This is a genomic window from Novosphingobium barchaimii LL02, from assembly GCF_001046635.1.
GTDB lineage: Bacteria > Pseudomonadota > Alphaproteobacteria > Sphingomonadales > Sphingomonadaceae > Novosphingobium > Novosphingobium barchaimii.
This window is the reverse complement of the sequence record NZ_KQ130455.1, coordinates 416,812-437,597: the sequence shown is the minus strand read 5'-3', so window position 1 is coordinate 437,597 and position 20,786 is coordinate 416,812. Positions and strand designations below refer to the sequence as shown.

Here is a 20,786-nt window from a genome sequence, read left to right as displayed (position 1 = left end):
CATCAGCCCCGGCTGCGCTTCAGCGCGCGCAAATCGTGTGCGAGGCCACCTTCGAGCAGGTCGCGCCCCAACGCGCGGATCGCCCCGCGCTGGAGCTTCTGCGATGCGGTGGTGGGCAACGCATCGACGAAAGCGATGTAGCCCGGAATTTTGAAATACTGCAGCTTTTCGAGACAGAACGCCGCGATGTCGCGGGCTTCCTCGGCATCGCCTGTACAAGCCGTCTCGACCAGCGCCATGACCTCCTCGCCGCGGATTTCGTCTGCTACCGGCATGACCGCGCAGGCCCGCACCGCATCGTGAAGCATCAGCACGCCTTCCACCTCGACCGCCGCGATATTCTCACCACTGCGCCGTACGATGTTCTTGCTGCGATCCACGAAGAACAGGCTGCCTTCGTGATCACGGCGAACGATGTCGCCGGTATGGAACCACCCACCCCGCCACGCGGCTTCGGTGGCGGAGGCGTCCTTGTAATATCCCGAAAAGAAATACCGTCGCGGGTCGCTGCCGCTCGCACGAACCAGCAGTTCTCCCGCTGTGCCAACCGCGACGTCGCGCCCATTTTCATCGATCAGCCGGTATTCGAGATCTTCCTGCGGACGCCCGAAGCAGCGTGTGCCAACGTGACGCGGCTCGTGGTTCGCGGTGATCCAGGCCCCCGCACCGGTTTCGCTCATCGCCCAAGCCTCAATAAGCGGGAAGCCGAAACGCTCTTCGAATACCGCGTGGTGGCGTGGATCGACGCCGGCGCCGAAGGCGAAGCGGATCGCATGACCCTCCCAGGCGTCCTTCGCGTCATCGCGCTGCAGGAGGATCGCCGGCATGACGCCAAGGTAGTGCACGATCGTGGCACCGGTCTCGCGCACGGTATGCCACCAACTCGAGGCGTGAAAGCGGTCCAGTTGGACGAGGCAGCCCCCCGACAGCATCGCCGCCATGAACGAACACGCAAGCGCATTCATATGGGTGACCGGTAGCGGAGTAAGGATGCGGTCCTGCCCCGGCACGAAGGCACAATGCCCGCCCAAGCCGATGTACAGTGCGCCAATGCCAGTGAAATAAGCGTTCGACAGGATGCAGCCCTTAGGCTTGCCGGTGGTGCCGGAGGTAAACAGCATCGCCGCCTCGCTCGTCTCATCGGGCGCGAAGCCGGTTGAGGGGCGCTGCGCCCGTGGCATGGCGTCAGCAAGCGCATCACCGATAGGCATCGCGTCGGCGGCAATGGCGGCAAGGCGGCTGCGCTGGGCCTGCCAGGTCACGATAAGATCCATGTCGGCCTGGGCGACGAGCTCGCACAGTTCGACGTCGCGCATGGCTTCGTTGAGCGGCACGATGCTGGCGCCGATCGCGTTGAGCGCCAGGAAATGAATGAAGAATTCGGGATGGTTCGCCAGCATCAGCCCCACCCGGTGTCCGGGTCCGAAGCCTGCCGATGCATAGACCGCCGTGCGCTGCTGAACCCTGCGGTCTGCCTCGCCGTAAGTCAGCGTGATTGCGGCCGCGCCGCCCAGCGCCTCGGCGGGAGCGTGAAGAAACTCGTGATCACGCCATGCTTCGACGGCCCGGCAGAAGGCGCCGTAGATCGTCGCTGCGGACGAGAACTCAGGTGATGACAGCACGTTTTTTAAAAACCTTCCAATTTCATGATCCCGCTGCGGGGAAGTCGCGGCCCCCGAAAAGGAGGCCGCGACGAAGATCAGAAGCGGACGCCTGCACGCGCACCGTAAAGGCGCGGTTCGGAAACGTAGACGCGACCGCTTCCATAGCCAGAGAACGTAATCGTGTTCTCCGCATTCTTGACGAATGCCTGCACGAACCAGCGATTTTCCGGTGCGTTATAGGTCAGTGTCGCATTTGTCTTAGTGGTGCTGGGGTTGCGAAACTGCGTCCCGTTGGCAAAATTGGTGAGCACGTAGTCATCGCTCAACCGCGTATCGACATGGGCGGACAGATCACCGCCGTTACCCAGTGGCGCGGTGTAGGTATATCCGGCGCCGACGACCCACTTCGGCGCATTGTCGAGCGACTTTCCGGCAAAATCCAGCGCTGCGGTGGGGCGGTATTCAGTGTAATAGGCATCGAGATAATTGAACGAGATATCGAAGCGATTGCGCGAAGAAGGCGTTATCGTGGCGGACGTTTCCACGCCCTTGATCTTCGCCTTGCCCGCATTGAGCGTCGTCTGGCCCAGAGGGCCGGGCGAGCTTAGCTGCATGTTGGTGTAGTCGTAATAGAAGCCGGCGGCGGAGAACGTCACTGCGTTACCCAGGAAACGCCCCTTGATGCCCGCCTCGTAAGAATTCAGCTCTTCCGGCTTGTAATACAGCGCGTCGTCCGCAACCGGCGACGTGCAAGCATCCGAACCGGACCTACAGCCGTCATTGAAGCCACCCGCCTTGTAGCCTGTCGCCGCATTGGCGTAGAACAGGATGGACTTCGATACATCGTATTCGACCCCCGCTTTCCAGGTGACCTTGGAGAAGCTGCGCTTGGCATCGTTGACGGACGCTACCGTGTAGGTGTTCGGATCGAGAACCTGCGAAGTACGGTTGAAGATCGTCACGCCATCGCGAGACTTCAAATCCTTCGAGTAACGCACACCTCCGGTGACGCGCAGGGTATCGGTCAGATGGTAGGTCGCCTGGCCGAACACGGCCTTTGATTCGCTGTTCACCGGGTTTTGCAGAAATGCGTAAAGCGCGTAGCCTACGTAGTCGTGCAGGACCGTGTTCATATGCGTCGCGTGTTCACGGAAGTAATAGAGGCCCGCGACCGCTTCGAGCGGACCGTCGCCTGACGTCGCCAGACGCAGTTCCTGCGAATTCGCCGCAGACTTGCCCGAAACGTACTGCTCCGCGAAGCGGCCCGAATTGGCGCTGATGTAAGTGCTGCGGCTGTCGCGATCGAAGACCCGGTACGAACCCAGGTACGTCAAGTTGACCGGCCCGAAGTCCCAGTTGAGTTCGCCGGTGACGCCGTAAATCTTGTTGTCCTGGTAGGGATCGCTGACGATGGCGTAATCGACCGTGCGCGCCTCGGCCGAAGACGGCGCTAGGTAAAGCGGTCTGGTAGTAGCGAAACCGGAATAGAAGTTCGCGAGCCGCACACCCTGTGGGCCGGCACCGCCCTGGTGTGCGTAGTCACCGACGAGCAGCAAATTGCCCTGTCCTTCGCCGCCGAATTTCAGCTCGGCGCTGAGGCGCGCAGCGTATTCGTCCTGGTCCTGCCCCAGCCGGCTGGTGACGCCCGGTGCGGCGACCAGAAAGCTGTCATGCTTGTTGTAGGCACCTGCGGCGCGAAGCGAGAAATTGTCCGAAACCGGGATGTTCAGCATCGCATCGGTGCGGTAGGTGCCGTAGTTCCCGATCTCGCCGTTGATCGCACCCTCGAACTTGTCGGTGGGACGCTTGGTCAGGACGTTGACAACGCCCGCCGTGGCATTGCGGCCATACAGCGTCCCCTGCGGACCGCGTAAAACCTCGATACGATCAAGGTCGAAAAAGGCGCCGGACAGCGACTGCTGGCGCGCAAGATATACGCCGTTGAGCATGAAAGCCGCGGAAGGATCGCCTTTTTCAGTGCCATCCGCGCTCGACACGCCGCGAATGGTGATCTGTAGGCCGTTCGCCTGGTCGATCTTCACGGTAGGTACTGCGATCGTCAGCGACGTTGCATCGACCACGCCTGCGGCCTTCAGGTCATTGCCCGTGACGGCCGAGATCGAAAGCGCGGCCTTCGACAGCAGTTCGGGCTTGCGTTGAGCGGTGACGACGATGTCGTTCGACGTATCCACGGCTTCGTCGGCCGCTGTGTCCTGGGCAATCGCGGGCGTACCGCTCGCCGCCGCAACAGCGAATGCGGACACGGCAACCAAATAGAAAACGGAATTCCTCATATCTATTCCCTGTGTTTTGGATCTTTTGCCCGAGAACGTCGCACCCGCCTCTGGAGGGAAGGATATGCAACGGCATGCGGAAGGGCTGCATGCAGAATTCATTTTAGGCCTGTAGCAACTCCTTAAATAGGCAAGCGTATCCATTGCCCTGCAGGGCAATCGTCACGACAAAGTATCAGGCGGCGTCCTGCCCCCGCTCAAGCACGGCCGGGGCTGCAAAAAAACACTCGCGCGCGCGAGCCACGAACTGAACCGTCGCATCAAACACCTGCAGCGCATCCCGCTTTTCAAAGCCGATGAGCAATGCGGCCAGAAGCGTAAGGATCAACTGCTGAGTAGGACCATCCACCACAGTGGCCCGACGCACGATCTGGACGTGATCGACGTGCCTGCGGATTGACGCGGCCAAGCGCCGATTCGGCACCGCCTGCAGCCAAACTTGCCGAAATCGCTCGTTCGCACCCATCATGGCGTCTGCATTCTTTGACAAGACGGCCTGCTGCGCATCGCTGAACGCAGTTCGCAGCGCAGTAATGTCGTTTTCAACCAGGACCTGGCAGGCCGACGCGGCGGCGCGCGGTTCGATCAGCAGCCTGACTTCAAAGATCTCCTCAATGTCCTGCGGACTAAGCCGAGGGAGGACGAAACCTCGGGTAGTCCCGACGAGGTAACCTTCGTGTACCAGCCGCAGCAAAGCCTGCCGGACCGGCATTCGCGATAGACTGAATTCAACAGCAAGCTGGGAGTCGACGATCCGATCATCCATTGCCATTTCACCACTCTGAATGCGCCGCAAAACCGCAAGATATACATCGGAATCAACGGATTCGAGCAATAAACCTGGTAATGTAGAAGTTTCGACCATCGATTTAGCCCTGTTACTGAATTCAGAATACCGAAACGAATGATGGTTGCAAGCGGAATTGGCGCTTGCTTCAAAAAATGGCACTCGAACTCTGGCTAGGTCTGCCCAGCGTTCTTCGTTCAAGCCCGCCGCACCGATCGGCGCGGCATCCGTGCATTGCCGAGGCAATTCTGTACCCGCTGCGCTAAGGCCTGCCATGGCGGATGCCGCCGCCTTTTTCGAGCTAGAGCGGGATAGCCGATTCGCACGTACGCTAACGGCGCGAGCGACGGTAAGGGTCACTCATCTCGCTGCGCGCGCCACACTTCCAACGTGTCGATGATCTGCTGAAATCCCGTAATCTTGCCCTTGGTCACGCGCCAGACATGAGCATATTGCGCATCGAAAGTCTTGCCAGTGGCGACTATCGTACCCTTTGAACGGCCAAGCGCGATGACCACACTTCCGGCATCGAAGATTTCGGACGGCAGGGCCTCATAGCCTTGCACGTCGGTAGCAAGGCGGCGAAACACGCCGTCTGCGACTGCCGCAGGTGTACGGTAGGGATTGCGATCGGACAGCATGAAGTTTTCGGATTCTCGCCAGTCCAGATCATCGTTCAGCAGAGCCATGATCGCTGCGGGATCCTCGCGCACGAACGCTGCATAGAGCTGATTGACGACTTGTATGCCTGCTGGGAATGTGGGGGTTTCAGTGCTCATCGTATGTATCCTCTTGTTTGCAAAGGCCGGTCGCAGCAGGTTCAGGCGACGAACTTTGTCCAGACCGCCTGCGGGTTGGTGAATTCACGCAGACCGAAGTGCGAAAGCTCACGGCCGTAGCCGCTCTTCTTGACGCCCCCGACGGGAATACGCGGATTCGAAGCGCTGAAACCGTTGATGAAGACGCCGCCCGTTTCCAGGCGCCGCGCGATGCGCTGGGCCCGCGCGGTGTCGGCGGTCCAGAGGCTGCCGCCAAGCCCGTATTCGCTGGCGTTGGTGAGGGCGATTGCGTGTTCGACATCTTCGACCATCGTGATCGCGGCGACCGGGCCGAAGGTTTCCTCTTCGAAAGCCGCCATGCCGGGCGCAACATCGGCGAGGACAGTCGGCGCATAGAAGTTGCCGGGCCCCTCAACCTTCTGCCCTCCGAGCAGGAGCTTGGCGCCTTGCGCCAGCGTGCGTTCGACCTGCTCGTGCAGTTCATCGCGCAGGTCATGCCGCGCCATCGGTCCCAGCGCCGTCGATGCGTCCAGAGGATCGCCGACCTTGAGCTTGCTTGCAGCTTCGACGAACTTGCGCGTGAACTCTTGTGCAATGGGTCGCTCCAGAAGGAAGCGCTTGGCGGCGAGGCAGACCTGGCCGCTGTTGCCGAAGCGAGCCTGAATTCCCGCTGCGACCGCGAGATCGAGGTTCGCATCCGCCAGCACGATGAAGGCGTCGCTTCCCCCCAACTCAAGCAGGCTCTTCTTGAGCGCCCTGGCTGCGGTTGCGGCCACGGCGGCGCCGGCCCGCATGCTGCCTGTTAGCGTGACGGCGGCGATGCGGGGATCCTCGATGACCCGCGCGACGGTTTCGTTATCGGTGTTGAGATTGCCGAACAGCCCCTTGGGGAAGCCTGACGCCTCGTACGCCTGCTGCAGCGCATAGGCCGACCCCATCACGTTGGGCGCGTGCTTCAGCAGGAAGCCGTTGCCTGACAGCATGATTGGGCCCGATGCCCGGATCACCTGCCAGATCGGCAGGTTCCAGGGCATAACGCCGAGGATCGTTCCGATCGGCAGGTACGATACGTGGACCTCATCGTCGCCGTCGACCGATACCGGCTCGTCGGCGAGGATGGCAGGGCCATGCTCAGCGAGCCAATCAAGGGTTCCAGCGCTCTTCTCGATCTCGGAGCGAGCCGCGCCGATGGTCTTGCCCATCTCCGCAGTGATCAGCGCCGCGAGCGTGTCCGACCGTTCGCGCAACGTTTCGGCAAGGCGGCGATAAGCAGCGACGCGCTGCTCCATCGGTGTGTCGCGCCACACGCGGAACGCCTCTGCGCTGGCCTGCATCGTCGCCTCCACCTCGTCGACGGTCTGGTAGGGGTAGGTAGCAATGGTTTCGCCGGTCGCGGGATTGCGAGACACACCGCCGGACGCATAGACGACGGCAGGATCGTTCGAGGACGAATAAGGCATGATATTTCCTTGAAAAAAGAGCGCTCAGAACTGCTGCGCGGTCGGGCGAATGACGATGGCATTGACGTCCACTTCCGCAGGCTGTTCGATCGCGAAGGCGATGGCGCGGGCCACGGCACTGGCGGGGATCGCGAGCTTGTAGAAGTCCATCACGCTGTCGGTCGCAGTGCCGGAGGTGGTGAACTTGAGGTCGCTTTCGACTGCGCCGGGCTCGATCGAGGTGACGCGCACCTTGTCGCCCACTTCCTGCCGCAGCCCTTCGGAGATGGCGCTGACGGCGAACTTCGTACCCGAATAGACGGTGCCGCCCGGCGCGAAGACCTTGATACCGGCGACAGAGCTCAGGTTGATGATGTGCCCGCTGCCCTGGCCGAGAAAGCGGGGAAGCGCCGCTGCGATGCCGTATAGCGTGCCTTTGAGGTTGACGTCGATCATCGCGTCCCACTCATCGGTGTTGACTTCCGCCATCGGACGGATCGGCATCAGGCCGGCATTGTTGACCAGCACGTCGAGCTGGCCGAAGTCCGCAACGATCGCGGCGACCACCGCTTCCACTTGGTGCTTGTCGGTCACGTCCAGTGCATAGGCCCTGGCCGTGCCGCCCTGGTCGGCGATACCGGTGACAACCTCGTCGAGCTTGTCCTTGCGCCGAGCCGCGATGGCGACCTTGGCGCCGCGAGCGGCGAGCAGGCGTGCCGTCTCGGCGCCGATGCCGGTGCTGCCGCCGGTGATGAGGACGACCTTGCCTTCGATTTCCTGGTTCATTTCGATATCCTTTGATCAGCTTGTCTGTGGTTTGCGGGCCGGCTCAGCCGCCGGCGCGCGCTGCCTGTTCGATGACCCTGGCGACGGCACGCGGCTGCGAGATGAAGACGGCATGGCTGCCCTCGATCTCGGTCACCTTTGCCTTGGCCCGGGCGTACATGGAGCGCTCGAGATCGGGGTTGATCATGCGGTCTTGCTTCGCGACGATTGCGTAGACGGGCTTGGTCTTCCAGGCCGGCGCGGCGATCGGGGTGGAGACGATCTTGCTGTTCCAGGGCACCTGCGAGAGCGCCATGAACTTCGCGTCGGACAGCGGCAGGTCTGCTGCAAAGTCGGCGGGGAACTTGGCCTGATCGACCAGGAGATAACCATCGGCAGTGGGCGCGATGCTGTCAGCTGCAGGCGGGTTGGACTTGATCTGCGCGATCACCGTTTCGCCTTCGTCCGGCACGAAGCCGGCGACGTATACGAGGGCAGCGACACGGCTGTTGTTTCCAGCTTCGGTGATGATCGCGCCGCCATAGCTGTGGCCGACCAGCACCGCCGGTCCGTCCTGGCGGTCGAGGATACGGTTGGTCGCGGTAACGTCGTCTTCCAGCGAGGTGAGCGGCTCCTGGACGACGCTGACGGTGTAGCCGTCATGGGTGAGAATGTCGGCGACCGGCTTCCAGCCCGATCCGTCGGCGAAGGCGCCGTGGACGAGCACGATGTTGCGGATCGGAGCGGCGGGTGACGCCGCGACGGCCGCGCAGGGAGCGGCGATCAGGGCGGCGATAGCAGCGGACAGCAGAGGGGTCTTTTTCATAGGAGTTCTCCATGATGATGCTGTTGCGAGGGTTGCTCGATGGATGGCCAGAGGGGGCAGGCGGCCGCAAGGGACCGCCTGACTCACGTCACTTGCGGATGAGCACGGTCTTGGGATTGGTGAAGAGCTCGCGCCCTTCGCGGCCATGCTCGGTGCCGAGGCCCGACTGCTTGTGCCCGCCAAAGGGCACATCGACGCCTTGGGTGTGGATCTCGTTCACCCACACCATGCCGGTCTCGAGCCGGTTGGCGACGGCCACGGCAGCTTGCGTATCGCGGCCCCAGACTGAACCGCCCAGGCCGTAGATGCTGGCGTTGGCGCGTTCCACGACATCGTCGACATCGTCGTAGGCGATGATCGGGCAGATCGGACCGAACTGCTCTTCCTGGACGATCATGCTGTCCTCGGGGGGATTGTCGACGACGGTGATCGGGAAGAAGTAGCCGGCCTGCATGTCGTCGATCTCGCCGCCCAGCACGATCTTTTGCCCGTTTGCCTTGATGTCGGCCAGGAAGCCCTTGAGCTTGTCGAACTGCATCTTGTTTTGCACCGGTCCGACGCCCACGCTCGGGTCAAGGCCATCGCCTACCTTCACGGTCCTGGCATAGGCGACGAATTCGTTGACGAAATCCGCATGGAACGAGCGGTGGACGTAGAGCCGCTTGATGCCCACGCACCACTGACCCTGATGACCGAACGCGCCCCAGAACAGCTGGGGGATGATCGCCTTGTAGTCGGCATCAGGCATGACGATGGCAGCGTCGTTGCCACCCAGTTCGGCGGTGACGCGCTTGATCGTGCCGGCAGCCGAGCGCAGCACATGCCGGCCCGTCGCAGTCGAACCGGTGAAGCTGATCTTGGCGATGTCCGGATGCGCGGTCATCTGCGGACCCAGCTCGTCGAGACCGGAGACCACCGAGAGCACGCCGGCAGGCAGCACGCTCTGGGCGATCTCGCCGTAGCGTAGCGAGGTCAGTGGGGTGAACGGCGAAGGTTTCACCACCATGGTGTTGCCGGCGATGAGCGCTGGCGCGACTTTCCAAAGCGAAAGCAAGACGGGGAAGTTCCAGGGGGTGATCGCGCCGACGACACCGAGCGGAGTATGGTGCAACTCGACAACGTGATCGGCGGTCTCCTCGACGATCTCGACGGGAATTCGGCGCGTGGCAATCTGGCGGATCCACGAGATCGACTGGTCGACTTCGGGCGCGGCCATCGTCTGTGCCGGCTTGCCCTGTTCCAGCACCAGCAGGCGGATCAGGTCGTCGCGGTTCGCCTCCAGAGCATCGGCGAAGGCGTTCAGGTAACTCTGGCGCTCTTCATCGGAAAGCGCGGCCCAGCCTTTGAAGGCGGCCTTGCCGCCGGCGATCGCCTGTTCCATTTGCGCGGCGGTTGCGGCCGGCGCCTGGGCGAAGACCTGCCCCGTCGCGGGGTTGATGACGTCGAAGCCTGTATCGGCTTCGACGAGCTTGCCGGCGATGCTGAGGTGGTAAGGGGCGGTGAAAAAGTCCGTGTCGGCTTCGGTCTTGAAGGCGGTGGCCATGGGGGATGCTCCGTAAGGAAGGCGTGCGCGGTGGTTCGCTCGTCGACCGCAAGGCCGCGACACGTGAGGGATAGTTGGGAGATTTGCTTGAAAAGGTCGGCGATCAGCCCAGGCGAGGCACACCCGGCAACCTGAAACGCCAGATCGCGATCGTAAGCCGGACCATGCGGATTTCTTCCGAGTAGAAAGGCTGGGTGTCGATGGCAGCGGCTATCCAGTGCAACAGGTTGCGCATGGTGATGTCCCTGGGTCTGCTAGGCGGTGGGCGGTTCGTCGCTACCAGCGACGAGGATGACGCGCGAAACGCTGCCGTCCTGCCGGTGGGGCAGCGCGGCCTGATACTCGGGACTCGCGTACCAGGCGCGCGCTGCGGCCATCGACGGAAAGCGCAGGATGGCGACGCCTTCGGCGTCGTCACCCTCGAGCGTCTCATGCTCTTCGTAGAAAGCGATCGGCTGAGAGGGATGCGCTTCTCGGGCGAGCGGGGCCCGGTCCCGATACCGCTGCAGAGCAGCGGCATCGGTCGTGCGTTCGCGCACAAGGACTAAGTAGGCGCTCATGCGTCACTCTTGACCGCGTCGATGACCTTGACGGCATCGATGAGAGCGCGTGCCGTGGCGGGCGATGAGCCAGGGTTCTGACCGGTGATGAGCAGGCCGTCCTGGATGACATACGAACCCCAGTCGGGACCACGCGAGTAGATGCCGCCCTTGGCCTTCAGCTCATCCTCGACCAGGAACGGTACGATGTCGGTGAGACCGACGCCGTCTTCCTCGCTATTGGCAAACCCGGTGACCTTCTTGCCTTGAACCAGCGGGCGGCCTTCGGCGGTCTTTACATGGCGCAGCACGCCGGGTGCATGGCAGACAAAAGCGACCGGCTTCCGGGCGGCCAGGAAGTTCTCGATCAGGGCTATCGATGTCTCGTCCTCGGCAAGATCCCATAGCGGGCCATGGCCGCCCGGGTAGAAGACTGCGTCGAACTGGTCCTGCGAAACCGACGCCAACTTTACCGTGCTGGCAAGCTGCGCCATGGCGTTGGCATCGACCTCAAACCGGCGAGTGGCGTCGGTCTGGTTGGCCGGCTCATTACTCTTGGGGTCCAGCGGGGGCTGGCCGCCGAGCGGCGATGCAAGCGTGATCTCCGCGCCGGCTTCACGGAACGCATAATAGGGTGCTGCGAGTTCTTCGAGCCAGAACCCGGTCTTGCGGCCAGTGTCGCCCAGCGTGTCATGCGACGTGAGTACCATCAGAACCTTCATGTAATATCTCCTTCGTTTGAAATCTTCGCGACCTTAAATAGACCGGTCGGTTTAGTATCAGGCGCTGAGTTTCCACTCTCGCTGCAACCCGTTAAGCGGTTCAGCGCTGCGTCTGCCCCCTACCTATCCTCACATAGACCGGTCGTCTAGTGAAAAAACTGGCGTCCCGGAATTTTTGCAAATGCCGCGCGTCAGATGGATGAAAGTCTTTAAAAATTCTAGACGACTGGTCTGTCGTTGAGTATGTTTGGGTCATGACAACGCTTTTGGAAAAAGATACGCGCGCTGTGATCCTGGCAACGGGCCAGAAGATCATGAGCCAAAAAGGCTTCTCGGCTGTGGGGCTGACCGAGATTCTGTCCAGTGCCGGCGTACCGAAAGGATCCTTCTACCACTATTTCGGTTCCAAGGATGCGTTCGGCGAAGCCATGCTCGCTGCCTACTTCGAGCAGTACCTCGCTGATATGGATGCGCTGATGGCAAAGCCGGGGCTGACCGGGGCCGAACGGCTGATGATGTATTTTGCCATATGGCGTGAAAACCAGGGCGCGTATGATTGTCAGGGCCGATGCCTGGCGGTCAAGCTGGGGGCCGAAGTCTCGGATTTGTCCGAGATTATGCGCGTTGCGCTCAAAACGGGCACCAACGGCATTATCGCCCGGATGAAGGCGATGATGGACGGTGGGATCGACGATGGCTCGGTGCGCATCGACGGCGCTTCCGGCGACATGGCTGCCGTGCTCTACTATCAGTGGCTGGGTGCCAGCGTAATGGTGAAGATTGTGCGCACGCACGACCCGTTCGAGACCGCGCTCCAGGTCACTCGTCGTATGCTGGGACTTGCATAGCGTTCAAGCGCGCCGCGCTTCCCCCTGACCTGCAGAGCGAAGTTCAGGCAGCGACCTCAAGCTAGTTGCGATGGCGCTTGCCGGAAGCATGATGGCGCTGCCACCTTCATCCACTCTTTCCACCTCGTACCCGAGCTGCTGACCCAGCCGTTGCAGGTCGTCGTCGCCGGCAGGCTCGGCACTACCTTCTCCTACCAGGACGGCAAGACGCTCTGGGAGCGCGCGCGCCACAAGGAGACTTTCCATGTCGTCGACGGCGCGGGGCATTACGAGCTTTATGATATGCCTGAGTACGTCACCGATGCAATGAACCGGTTGGCGCCCTTCTACAGGAAGCACCTCAACGCATGATTATCCAAAAAAGGAGTGTTGAATATGGCTGACCGCGATCCCGCAAATTGTCCCATGCATAAAGGCGCGCCGGGCACAGCAGAAGCTAGATCGCTTCTGGGGCGCACCAATCGTGACTGGTGGCCTGACGCGCTGCCCGTCGATGTCCTTCACCAGCACGGCATCTCGCCCGATCCGATGGGCCCGGACTACGATTATGCCGACGCTTTCGCGAAACTCGATTACGACGCTGTGAAGGCGGATCTAACTGCGCTGATGACCGACAGCAAGCCGTGGTGGCCGGCCGACTACGGGCATTATGGCCCGTTCATGATCCGCATGGCGTGGCATGCTGCCGGGACGTACCGTGTCACCGACGGGACGTGGCGGCGCCAATTCGGGGCAACAGCGTTTCGAGCCACTCAATTCCTGGCCGGACAACGGAAACCTCGACAAGGCGCGTCGCCTCCTCTGGCCGATCAAGCAGAAATACGGCCGCCACATCAGCTGGGCCGATCTCTTTATCCTGGCCGGCAACGTGGCGATCGAGAGCATGGGCGGCCCTGTGTTCGGCTTCGGCGGCGGGCGCAAGGACGTCTACCAGTCGGAAGGCGATACCTTCTGGGGCGCTGAGGAAATATGGGTTGATGAGGGCGCGCTGACCCGGATCACCGAGGATCAACCCGAGCTCGAAGGTCCGCTCGCGGCGATCCAGATGGGCCTCATCTACGTCAATCCGGAAGGTCCCGGCGGAAACCCCGACCCTCTGCTCTCTGCGCGCGATATGAAGGCGACCTTCCAGCGCATGGCGATGAACTCGGAAGAGACCGTAGCGCTCACTGCAGGCGGACACGCATTCGGCAAGGGCCATGGCGCGAAGCCTGCGGAGAATTTCGGTGTGAACCCTGCCGCCGGACCAGTACACATGCAGGGGCTCGGCTGGTTGACCGATCAGGGGGAGATCGGACGCGGCCACATCACCACCTCCGGCATCGAGGGCGCCTGGACGAACAACCCGACCAAGTGGGGCGGCGATTACTTCCGGCTCCTGTTCAAGTACGACTACGAGCTGACGACCAGCCCCGCCGGTGCAAAGCAGTGGACACCGGTAAACCCTGACCCCGAGGACATGGCACCCGACGCGCGCGATCCCGACAAGCGCGTTCCGACCATGATGACCACGGCCGACATGGCGCTGAAAATGGATCCCGAGTTCCGCGCGATCTCAGAGCGTTTCCGGGATGATCAGGCCGCACTCGACGATGCCTTTGCGCGCGCATGGTTCAAGCTTACGCACCGCGATTTGGGGCCAAAGATCCGGTATCTCGGCAACGACGTCCCTGACGAGGACCTCATCTGGCAGGATCCGATCCCGGCCGGCTATGCGCCGACCGACGCGGACGCGGCGGCCTTCAAAAAGAAGGTACTGGCTAGCGGCTTGACCGTGTCCCAGCTGGTCAGGACAGCATGGGCGTCCGCTTCCACCTACCGCAAGTCAGACCATCGTGGCGGCGCCAACGGGGCCCACATCGCGCTTGAACCGCAGCGCAGCTGGGCGGTGAACGAGCCGGAGAAGCTCGCGACGGTCCTCGCCACGCTGGAAAATCTGCGTGGCTCGATCAGTCTGGCCGATGCGATCGTGCTCGCGGGCGCGGCTGCGGTCGAAAAGGCGGCAGGGGACGCCGGCTTTGACGTCAACGTGCCAGTCACGCTCGGCCGCGGGGATGCGACGCAGGAGTGGACCGACGTCGACAGCTTCGTGTGGATGGAACCGCAGGCGGACGGCTTCCGTAACTATCTGAAGTCGCGCCAACCGGTAAAAACCGAGGAACTGCTGCTCGACAAGGCATCGTTGCTTGGCTTGTCGGCGCCGGAGATGACCGTGCTGGTCGGAGGGCTGCGTGTGCTTGGCGCCAATCATGGCGACAAGCCCGATGGCGTCCTGACCCGTCGACCGGGGCAGTTGACCAACGACTTCTTCGTCAATCTGCTCGACAACGACACCTTCTGGGAGCTGGTGGACACATCGAGCGACGAGGAGTTTATCGGCTACGATCATGGCGGCCGCCAAGAGAAGTGGCGCGCTACGCGAACTGACCTCATCTTCGGCTCGAACAGCCAGCTGCGCGCGACCGCAGAAGTCTATGCCGAGCGAGGCCATGAGGAGAAGTTCGTCCACGACTTCGTGAAGGCTTGGGTCAAGGTGATGAACGCGGATCGGTTTGACCTGACCGGCCGGCGTTCCGATGACGTGATCGAGGACCTCGCCTAACCGAATGCGGGGGGCGGTGCCGGTGCGCGCTCCGCTCCCCGCAAAGTATCCCTTAGCTTTCTACACGATGGTACGTTGTGCCAAATCCGAGATCAGTGCGATGGGGTTTTGGCTGACATGCGCTGCGAAGATGTCTGCGGCAAAAACTTGAGATAGGGCCCTTCCCCGTCCGGACAGCGGCCGGGTTCAACAAGCTCTTTGATGATCGTGGCGTTGAGCTTCCCCATGTCAGGGAATTAAGGATCGAACCGGCCCGATCTGAAGCCGTCGCCCGGCCCCAGTCCCACACTGAGTCCCACAGTCGCTTCCATCCGTTCAAACGGCGGACGTCAAAGCGCGTTATAAATGAAGCCATTACCTAATCAAAAGCGCCCGCTTTTTTGTTGAAAGGCAATAAAAAGTAATCTTGTACCATGCCAATAACCCGCCGAATTTGGGACAAAACCGCCGTTCCTGCACACGACGGTGAGTGTCGGGTTTCGGATAAACCTGCCGGTTGCCATGCCGAATGGCCAGCGGCGCCGTGATAATCATTGCGGCTGCCGCGCTGTCGACAAAATCCCGGTAGCGGAGGCCTCTGAAAAACACCTGATCTTCGTTATCACATCGACTTCTCGTTTGGGGCTGTTAGCAGAGTTGAAGTAACGATAGCGCTGACCACTCGGCCATTCACGCACGCGGACAGGGGGTTTTAATGACAACCCAGACCAACAACGGGTTCTATGGTCGGCAGATCGCTACGAAGGCGGCACCCTTCGTCATCATAATCTTGGCCGGAATGGCGGTACGAACACCGCTGGCCGCATCCCATCCTTTCGTCGCCTTGCTGCTTTTTCTCTGGATTGTCTCGGACACGCTCATGCTGGCGCTAGTTGCCCGTTCATCGGGGAAACCGGAGTGGCGCGCCGTTTTGGGCGTGCTAGCCGGAGCGAGCTTGACCGTATGGCTGGGATTACCCTCGCCGTTGCGTGGCTTGCTCGTCGAAACGCCAATATTGGCGCTCATGATGGTGGTTTTCGTTCTCAGCCATATGGCGGGGGCCACGGCACGAGCGGGTCGAGTGCTAAGCAGGCCGACCAGCGATCGAAGGGAGCAGTGGCTCTCCGCCGTATCGGAAATATTCCCGCGTGCGCTTGTGAGGTTAGCTGTAGCGGAACTGACCGTGATCCACATGGCCTGTTTCCGCTGGGGAGGGGCAGCGGACGTGCCGACGAGCGCACGCGCCTTCGCTTATCACAAGCACCTGACGCCGATATGCGCCACGCTGCTGATCCTGTCGGCGATCGAAATTGGTGTCTACCATCTGCTGGTCGGACATTGGAGCCGCATCGCCTCGATCGTCATGTTTATCCTGAGCGATGTAGGATTCGTGTATCTGCTCGGCCTCATCAAGTCGTTCCGGTTTAGGCCGGTGCTGCTGACCCCGGAGGGAGTCCGTGTCCGGGCTGGCTTCCTGATTGACCAACTGGTTCCGTTCGAAGCAATTGTTGCCGTCGAAAGCGGCTTTACCGGCGAGGAGGTGCGCGACACCGTGACGCTGAACGCAGCGCTGTTCGCTTGGCCCAACATCATGCTGCGGTTGGACCGTTCGCTGCCGCGTCGTTCGTTTCTGAAGAAGCGTGTTGCATTTAGCAGGGTCGCATTCCGCCTTGATGACCCTGAGCCGTTCATCCGGCTGCTTGTCTGGCGCTTAGGGCAGCGCGGTAGCTAGGCACGCTGCTTTTCCGACTGGTAGTGGTCAATGGAACGCGGGTCGAGGGGCAGCGTCGGGAATGGCCTGATTGTCAGGCATTGGGAGGGACGGCGATGATGGGTAGCTAGTGGCCTTTCGTATGTGGTGAGTGCGCGCGCAGAAAGACGCTATCGCACCATTCGTCTCCGGCGAGGCTCGTTCTTCTTTCACGTCTCGTCTCCACAAAGCCGAGCCGGCTGAGCAATCGCAATGAAGATTCGTTCCGTGGATCAACGTCAGCCTCGATCATCGGTAGGCCATGTTCGGTGAATGCCCTATCAATGATGGGTCGGAGAGATTCCGATGCGAGGCCGCGGCCCCACACATCCGGGTGAAAGATAAGCCCAATCGTTGGGAATTTTCGCAGCCCTGCCTTGCCGATCAGTTTACCTTCAAACTCAACCGCAAAATCCTCGCCGATATTGGGCGCGATTTCAATCATGTCGGCCAGCCATGCTTGCGTGACCGCGAGGTCTTCGTGTGGCGGGCGGTACCAAAACGCCATGGCTCTAGCGTCGCTGAGTATGGCGTGGAACGCGCCGAGGTCATCATGGAGGGCTTTTCGAAGCAAAAGCTTCTCTGTTCGTATCTCTACCATCCCCAATTTGTAGCCACTGGCCAGTCAGTTTTCCACGCCCACTTTTGGGCCGTAAGCTTCCGTTCGTTTCTGACCTGACGGCAATCACATGAATCTCAGGCAGTCGTTGCGCGGTTCCCCCGAAAATCCGGCGCGTACGGAATTGCGCGGTCCTTTCATCCGTGGAATGTCCGAAAATCACTGTCGGATTGAGAAAGTGTCCGACAACGCCGGTGGCAGGGTTTTCCGTCAGGGGGCGTCGGCGCTGATCTGGCACCTGGCCGCGACCGCCAGAACGGACCGGCGTGTTTCATGTGATTTACGACACTATACCGGATATTGAACAAGTATGCCTTTCGGAATCAACATTCGCGCCAGCGGCGACGCCACACCTTATTGGGAGCTTGTCGAACGCGCTTCGGCATTAGAGATTGAGCCTTCAATCCGCGCATTAGGCTATCCACCGCACATCACGCTCGCCAAATATGACGATGCCGATGTTGAAGAACTTGAAGCTGCCGTTGCCGAACTCGGGGATGTACCTGCGTTGACAATCTCCTTCGACCGTCTCGGGGCTTTCGATCCGGGGTTCTTGATCCTCTGGGCTTCCCCAAAGCCGCATGAAGCGCTGCTAGGCCTACATAATCGACTGCACACCATCATAGATCCGGTTCGATGTAAGCCGCCATATCGTCCGGGTAGCTGGACGCCTCATTGCTCGATCGCACTACGAGTGGCCGACAGCCATCGTGATGCCGCACATCAAATGCTGGCGGCTGATTTCACTCCATTCACGATGGCATTCGACGTGTTAGACAGCGTGTCCTCACCGCCGATTGCGATTATCACTGAACGGGCGTTGGCCGAAAAATAGGCGATACCCGTCGTCAGCTTGCGACCTTCAGGCACCATGCTATCTGTCGGGACGAAAGGACCGACGCATGATCGTTATAATTTTGGCCGCTGCCATAGGGCTGACAATGATCGTGCTGTCCGTTCGCGCCAATTCGCGCTTCCGGCAAGAGCAGAAGCTTCCCATGCAATGGATGCTTTCGCGATCACGGCCCCTTTCCAGCACCGTGATCTGGTACGCCCCGCGCATTCTCGCTCTCAGCCTCGTTCCTGCTCTGGCGATCTTCGTACTGACGCTGTTCGCGATTGGCTCCATAACTCTGACACCGAGACCCGGGCAGGAAGGGATGTTGATCCCATCCCTGATATTCATTGGGGGCATTTTCCTCGCAGTTCAGATTTTGCATCTTTGGCTGATCGCGAAAACTTTGCGCGGCGGGGAATAGCGTTCGAACCGTCACAGTCACACGAAAATCAGGTGAAATCCGGTACGTCAGCTCCCGACACAACCTGTCGTTCAGGAGCCAGCGTCGGAACGACGCGAGTTGGTCGGCTCTTGCTATACTTAGTGGCGAAGAATATGTAGCGCTTGTCGCGAAAGACGACTGAGCGAGGCGAACAAGCCCCGCCGGGTCGCGCATAAGTCGGACATGTCCAGGCAAGACCGACCAGCGTCTCCAACCATCATACGTGTCGGTATGGTCGATGCGTCGACGGGAGCGCTATCGTGAACCATACAATCGGCATCATCGGCGCAGGCCTCGGCGGCTTGACGCTCGCGCGCGTGCTCCATCAGCACGGGATCAAGGCGACAATCTTCGAGGGGGAGGCATCTGCCCTGGCACGGACGCAGGGCGGCCTGCTCGATATCCACGAGCATAGCGGCCAGAGCGCGCTGAAGGCGGCAGGCCTGCACGACGCCTTTCTGCGCCTTGTGCGTCCCGGCGAGGACGCCAAGCGTATCGTCGAACCGGACGGCAGTCTCTTGTTCGACAAACCGGGCGATCCGGCTTCGCCGCGACCGGAAGTTGACCGCACTGATCTTCGCACGATGCTGATCGGATCGCTGCCCGGCGGTGCGATCCGCTGGGATCGAAAAGCGACTGCACTGACTCCCCTCGGCGAGGGACGGCACGCTATCGCCTTCAGCGACGGGACCAAAGCCACGGTCGATCTGCTAGTCGGCGCTGATGGCGCCTGGTCGAAGGTTCGGCCGCTCCTCTCCTCTGCGAAGCCAAGTTACTCTGGCACCTGCTTCATCGAAATTGCGCTGCTCGACGCCGGGACGAATGCAGCGTCGATCGACGCGATCGGGAGGGGAACTCTGATGGCGTTCGCGCCGGGCAAGGGGATCATGGTCCACCGGAACCAAGACGGGACTGCCCGCGGATATGCCGCGCTCAACAAGCCTGAGGACTGGGTCGGCACTATTGATTTTGCCGACGTCGCGGCCGCGCTTGGACAAATCGCGAACGAGTTCGATGGATGGGCAAAGACGCTGACCGCCTTTATTCGCAACAGCCATATTGATCCTGTTCCCCGCCCTATCTTCGCACTCCCGATCGGCATGTCGTGGCCCCGTGTGCAGGGTGTGACGCTAATCGGAGACGCCGCCCATCTCATGTCGCCGTTCGCCGGTGAAGGTGCCAACCTTGCGATGGATGACGGCGCAAGACTAGCGGAGGCGATCGTCCGCTGTCCACAAGACGTCGAGGCCGCGCTTGCTACGTTTGAGCGCGACCTGTTTCCGCGCGCGGAAACTGTGGCGCAGGCCTCGGCCGACAATCTCGAGCGCTTCTTTGGCGAGGACACGCCGAGTAGCATCATCGGACTCTTTGGCGGCGGAGCATAGTGATGCGGATCAGCGACCTGCTCTCAAACACCGCCCCAGTTGTCTCCCGCTAGCCGAGCCGCTGGCCGACCTTGGCCATCATCGTACGTGAGATATCGACCTCGGTGCCGCCTTTCACCCTGCTCAACCTCCATCGGGACGCGGCGTCCGCGCGGTGTGGCTCAACCTGCTGATGGCGGCAGGCATCGTGGTCGTGGCGGCGGGGCTGAGCGTCCTGACCGGCCACTATGCGCTGTGGATCGCGCTCAGCGTCTATTCGGTCGCGACCTGGGCGCATGTGCTGCATCACCGCGATCCGGCCTTCTTCCGGCTCACCTTCGGCGACAAGACCTTCATTTATGCGACCTTCTCGGGAGCCGCGATTACCTGCTTTGCCGGCACGGTGATGACCTGGTCAATCCCCTATGCGATGCGCACGCTGAGCACCAACGCGGCGACCGTTGGGCTTTCGCTCGGCCTCGTTTCGGTGGTAGGCGCCGGCGCCAGCGTGTTCGTCGGTGGGTTTGTCGCCGACAGGTGGAAACGGCGCGACAAGCGTGCGCCGATCTGGATCGCAATGATCGTGCTGCTGGTGCCAATCCCGCTTCTGCTCGCGATGATGCACGCGACAACGCTGTCCACCTATGTGCTGTTCTATGCCGTCTTCATCTTCTCTTCGCCATGTCCTGGGCTGGGGCTTATGTCGCACTGGTGCAGGATCTGGTGATCGAGCGGATGCGCGGCGCGGCTGCGGCGATCTTCTCACTCATCATGATGCTGACGGCAGCGGGACTGGGGCCGTACTGGACCGGCAAGATCAGCACGATAACCGGATCGCTCGCGACCGGCATCTATGCGCTGATGGTGTGCATCCCGATCGCCTTCGTACTGCTGTTGCTCGCGGCGGCGCGACTGCGGCACGAAACGCCCGAACGGCGCCGCGCCATGGCGGCGTCCGTAGGCGAGCGTTTCTAAAAGCATCCATCGCCTCAACGGAAAAAAGGGCGGCCATCGAGCGATGGCCGCCCTTTTTTATGCGCGCGCGT

General features: G+C 61.3%; 20 protein-coding genes and 1 pseudogene. 9 read left to right on the top strand and 12 right to left on the bottom strand.

Annotated features, from left to right (window positions below; translation table 11 throughout):
- Window positions 1-2 precede the first annotated feature (2 nt).
- From V474_RS16520 to V474_RS16475, 11 genes are all read right to left on the bottom strand, one after another.
- The gene (locus V474_RS16520) at window positions 3-1,622 is read right to left on the bottom strand and encodes an AMP-binding protein (protein WP_148649427.1); all 1,620 of its coding nucleotides are present in this window, start codon (window positions 1,620-1,622) and stop codon (window positions 3-5) included.
- A 77-nt stretch (window positions 1,623-1,699) separates the two neighbouring features.
- The gene (locus V474_RS16515) at window positions 1,700-3,868 is read right to left on the bottom strand and encodes a TonB-dependent receptor (protein ID WP_236711296.1); all 2,169 of its coding nucleotides are present in this window, start codon (window positions 3,866-3,868) and stop codon (window positions 1,700-1,702) included.
- Window positions 3,869-4,073: 205 nt separating this feature from the next.
- A complete protein-coding gene (locus tag V474_RS16510) occupies window positions 4,074-4,961 on the bottom strand; it encodes a GntR family transcriptional regulator (RefSeq protein WP_082699827.1) in 888 nt (295 codons plus the stop codon).
- A gap of 80 nt (window positions 4,962-5,041) precedes the next feature.
- A complete protein-coding gene (locus tag V474_RS16505) occupies window positions 5,042-5,464 on the bottom strand; it encodes a nuclear transport factor 2 family protein (RefSeq protein ID WP_059152523.1) in 423 nt (140 codons plus the stop codon).
- Between the two features lie 41 nt (window positions 5,465-5,505).
- Window positions 5,506-6,924, bottom strand: a complete 1,419-nt coding sequence (locus tag V474_RS16500) for an NAD-dependent succinate-semialdehyde dehydrogenase (RefSeq protein ID WP_059152522.1) — start codon at window positions 6,922-6,924, stop codon at window positions 5,506-5,508.
- A 24-nt stretch (window positions 6,925-6,948) separates the two neighbouring features.
- The gene (locus V474_RS16495) at window positions 6,949-7,689 is read right to left on the bottom strand and encodes an SDR family oxidoreductase (protein ID WP_059152521.1); all 741 of its coding nucleotides are present in this window, start codon (window positions 7,687-7,689) and stop codon (window positions 6,949-6,951) included.
- Window positions 7,690-7,732: 43 nt separating this feature from the next.
- On the bottom strand, window positions 7,733-8,494 hold the full coding sequence (locus V474_RS16490) for an alpha/beta fold hydrolase (protein WP_059152520.1): 762 nt from the start codon (window positions 8,492-8,494) through the stop codon (window positions 7,733-7,735).
- Between the two features lie 88 nt (window positions 8,495-8,582).
- Entirely contained in the window at window positions 8,583-10,037 is a 1,455-nt protein-coding gene (locus V474_RS16485; protein WP_059152519.1) for an aldehyde dehydrogenase family protein, read from the bottom strand.
- A gap of 103 nt (window positions 10,038-10,140) precedes the next feature.
- A complete protein-coding gene (locus V474_RS26840) occupies window positions 10,141-10,272 on the bottom strand; it encodes a hypothetical protein (protein WP_269085147.1) in 132 nt (43 codons plus the stop codon).
- A gap of 19 nt (window positions 10,273-10,291) precedes the next feature.
- Window positions 10,292-10,597, bottom strand: a complete 306-nt coding sequence (locus V474_RS16480) for a DUF1330 domain-containing protein (RefSeq protein ID WP_059152518.1) — start codon at window positions 10,595-10,597, stop codon at window positions 10,292-10,294.
- The gene (locus tag V474_RS16475) at window positions 10,594-11,298 is read right to left on the bottom strand and encodes a type 1 glutamine amidotransferase domain-containing protein (RefSeq protein WP_059152517.1); all 705 of its coding nucleotides are present in this window, start codon (window positions 11,296-11,298) and stop codon (window positions 10,594-10,596) included. The genes V474_RS16480 and V474_RS16475 overlap by 4 nt, the downstream gene beginning before the upstream one ends.
- 254 nt (window positions 11,299-11,552) lie before the next feature.
- On the opposite strand from V474_RS16475, the gene V474_RS16470 reads away from it, so the two are divergent.
- The 4 genes and pseudogenes from V474_RS16470 to V474_RS16455 all read left to right on the top strand — a co-directional run bounded on the left by V474_RS16470 (window position 11,553) and on the right by V474_RS16455 (window position 16,459).
- Complete coding sequence (locus tag V474_RS16470; protein WP_059152516.1) at window positions 11,553-12,146, top strand: TetR/AcrR family transcriptional regulator; 594 nt, start codon at window positions 11,553-11,555, stop codon at window positions 12,144-12,146.
- A 150-nt stretch (window positions 12,147-12,296) separates the two neighbouring features.
- Window positions 12,297-12,497: an alpha/beta hydrolase family protein gene (locus V474_RS16465; RefSeq protein ID WP_059152515.1), complete on the top strand. Its 201-nt coding sequence runs from the start codon at window positions 12,297-12,299 to the stop codon at window positions 12,495-12,497.
- A 24-nt stretch (window positions 12,498-12,521) separates the two neighbouring features.
- A pseudogene (gene katG / locus V474_RS16460) lies at window positions 12,522-14,748 on the top strand (catalase/peroxidase HPI).
- Window positions 14,749-15,442: 694 nt separating this feature from the next.
- Window positions 15,443-16,459: a hypothetical protein gene (locus V474_RS16455; protein WP_059152514.1), complete on the top strand. Its 1,017-nt coding sequence runs from the start codon at window positions 15,443-15,445 to the stop codon at window positions 16,457-16,459.
- 106 nt (window positions 16,460-16,565) lie between these two features.
- Here the strand turns inward: V474_RS16455 and V474_RS16450 are convergent, their stop codons facing one another.
- Window positions 16,566-17,078, bottom strand: a complete 513-nt coding sequence (locus V474_RS16450) for a GNAT family N-acetyltransferase (RefSeq protein ID WP_059152513.1) — start codon at window positions 17,076-17,078, stop codon at window positions 16,566-16,568.
- A gap of 328 nt (window positions 17,079-17,406) precedes the next feature.
- Between V474_RS16450 and V474_RS25010 the strand changes: the two genes are divergently transcribed.
- The 5 genes from V474_RS25010 (at window position 17,407) to V474_RS16430 (ending at window position 20,715) form a co-directional block, all read left to right on the top strand.
- A complete protein-coding gene (locus V474_RS25010) occupies window positions 17,407-17,931 on the top strand; it encodes a 2'-5' RNA ligase family protein (RefSeq protein ID WP_082699826.1) in 525 nt (174 codons plus the stop codon).
- Window positions 17,932-17,998: 67 nt separating this feature from the next.
- A complete protein-coding gene (locus V474_RS16445; RefSeq protein ID WP_059152512.1) occupies window positions 17,999-18,355 on the top strand; it encodes a hypothetical protein in 357 nt (118 codons plus the stop codon).
- Window positions 18,356-18,636: 281 nt separating this feature from the next.
- A complete protein-coding gene (locus tag V474_RS16440) occupies window positions 18,637-19,761 on the top strand; it encodes an FAD-dependent oxidoreductase (RefSeq protein WP_059152511.1) in 1,125 nt (374 codons plus the stop codon).
- 172 nt (window positions 19,762-19,933) lie between these two features.
- A complete protein-coding gene (locus tag V474_RS16435) occupies window positions 19,934-20,467 on the top strand; it encodes an MFS transporter (protein ID WP_148649426.1) in 534 nt (177 codons plus the stop codon).
- Complete coding sequence (locus tag V474_RS16430; RefSeq protein WP_059152509.1) at window positions 20,452-20,715, top strand: hypothetical protein; 264 nt, start codon at window positions 20,452-20,454, stop codon at window positions 20,713-20,715. Before V474_RS16435 ends, V474_RS16430 begins: the two co-directional genes overlap by 16 nt.
- The last annotated feature ends 71 nt before the right edge of the window (window positions 20,716-20,786 follow it).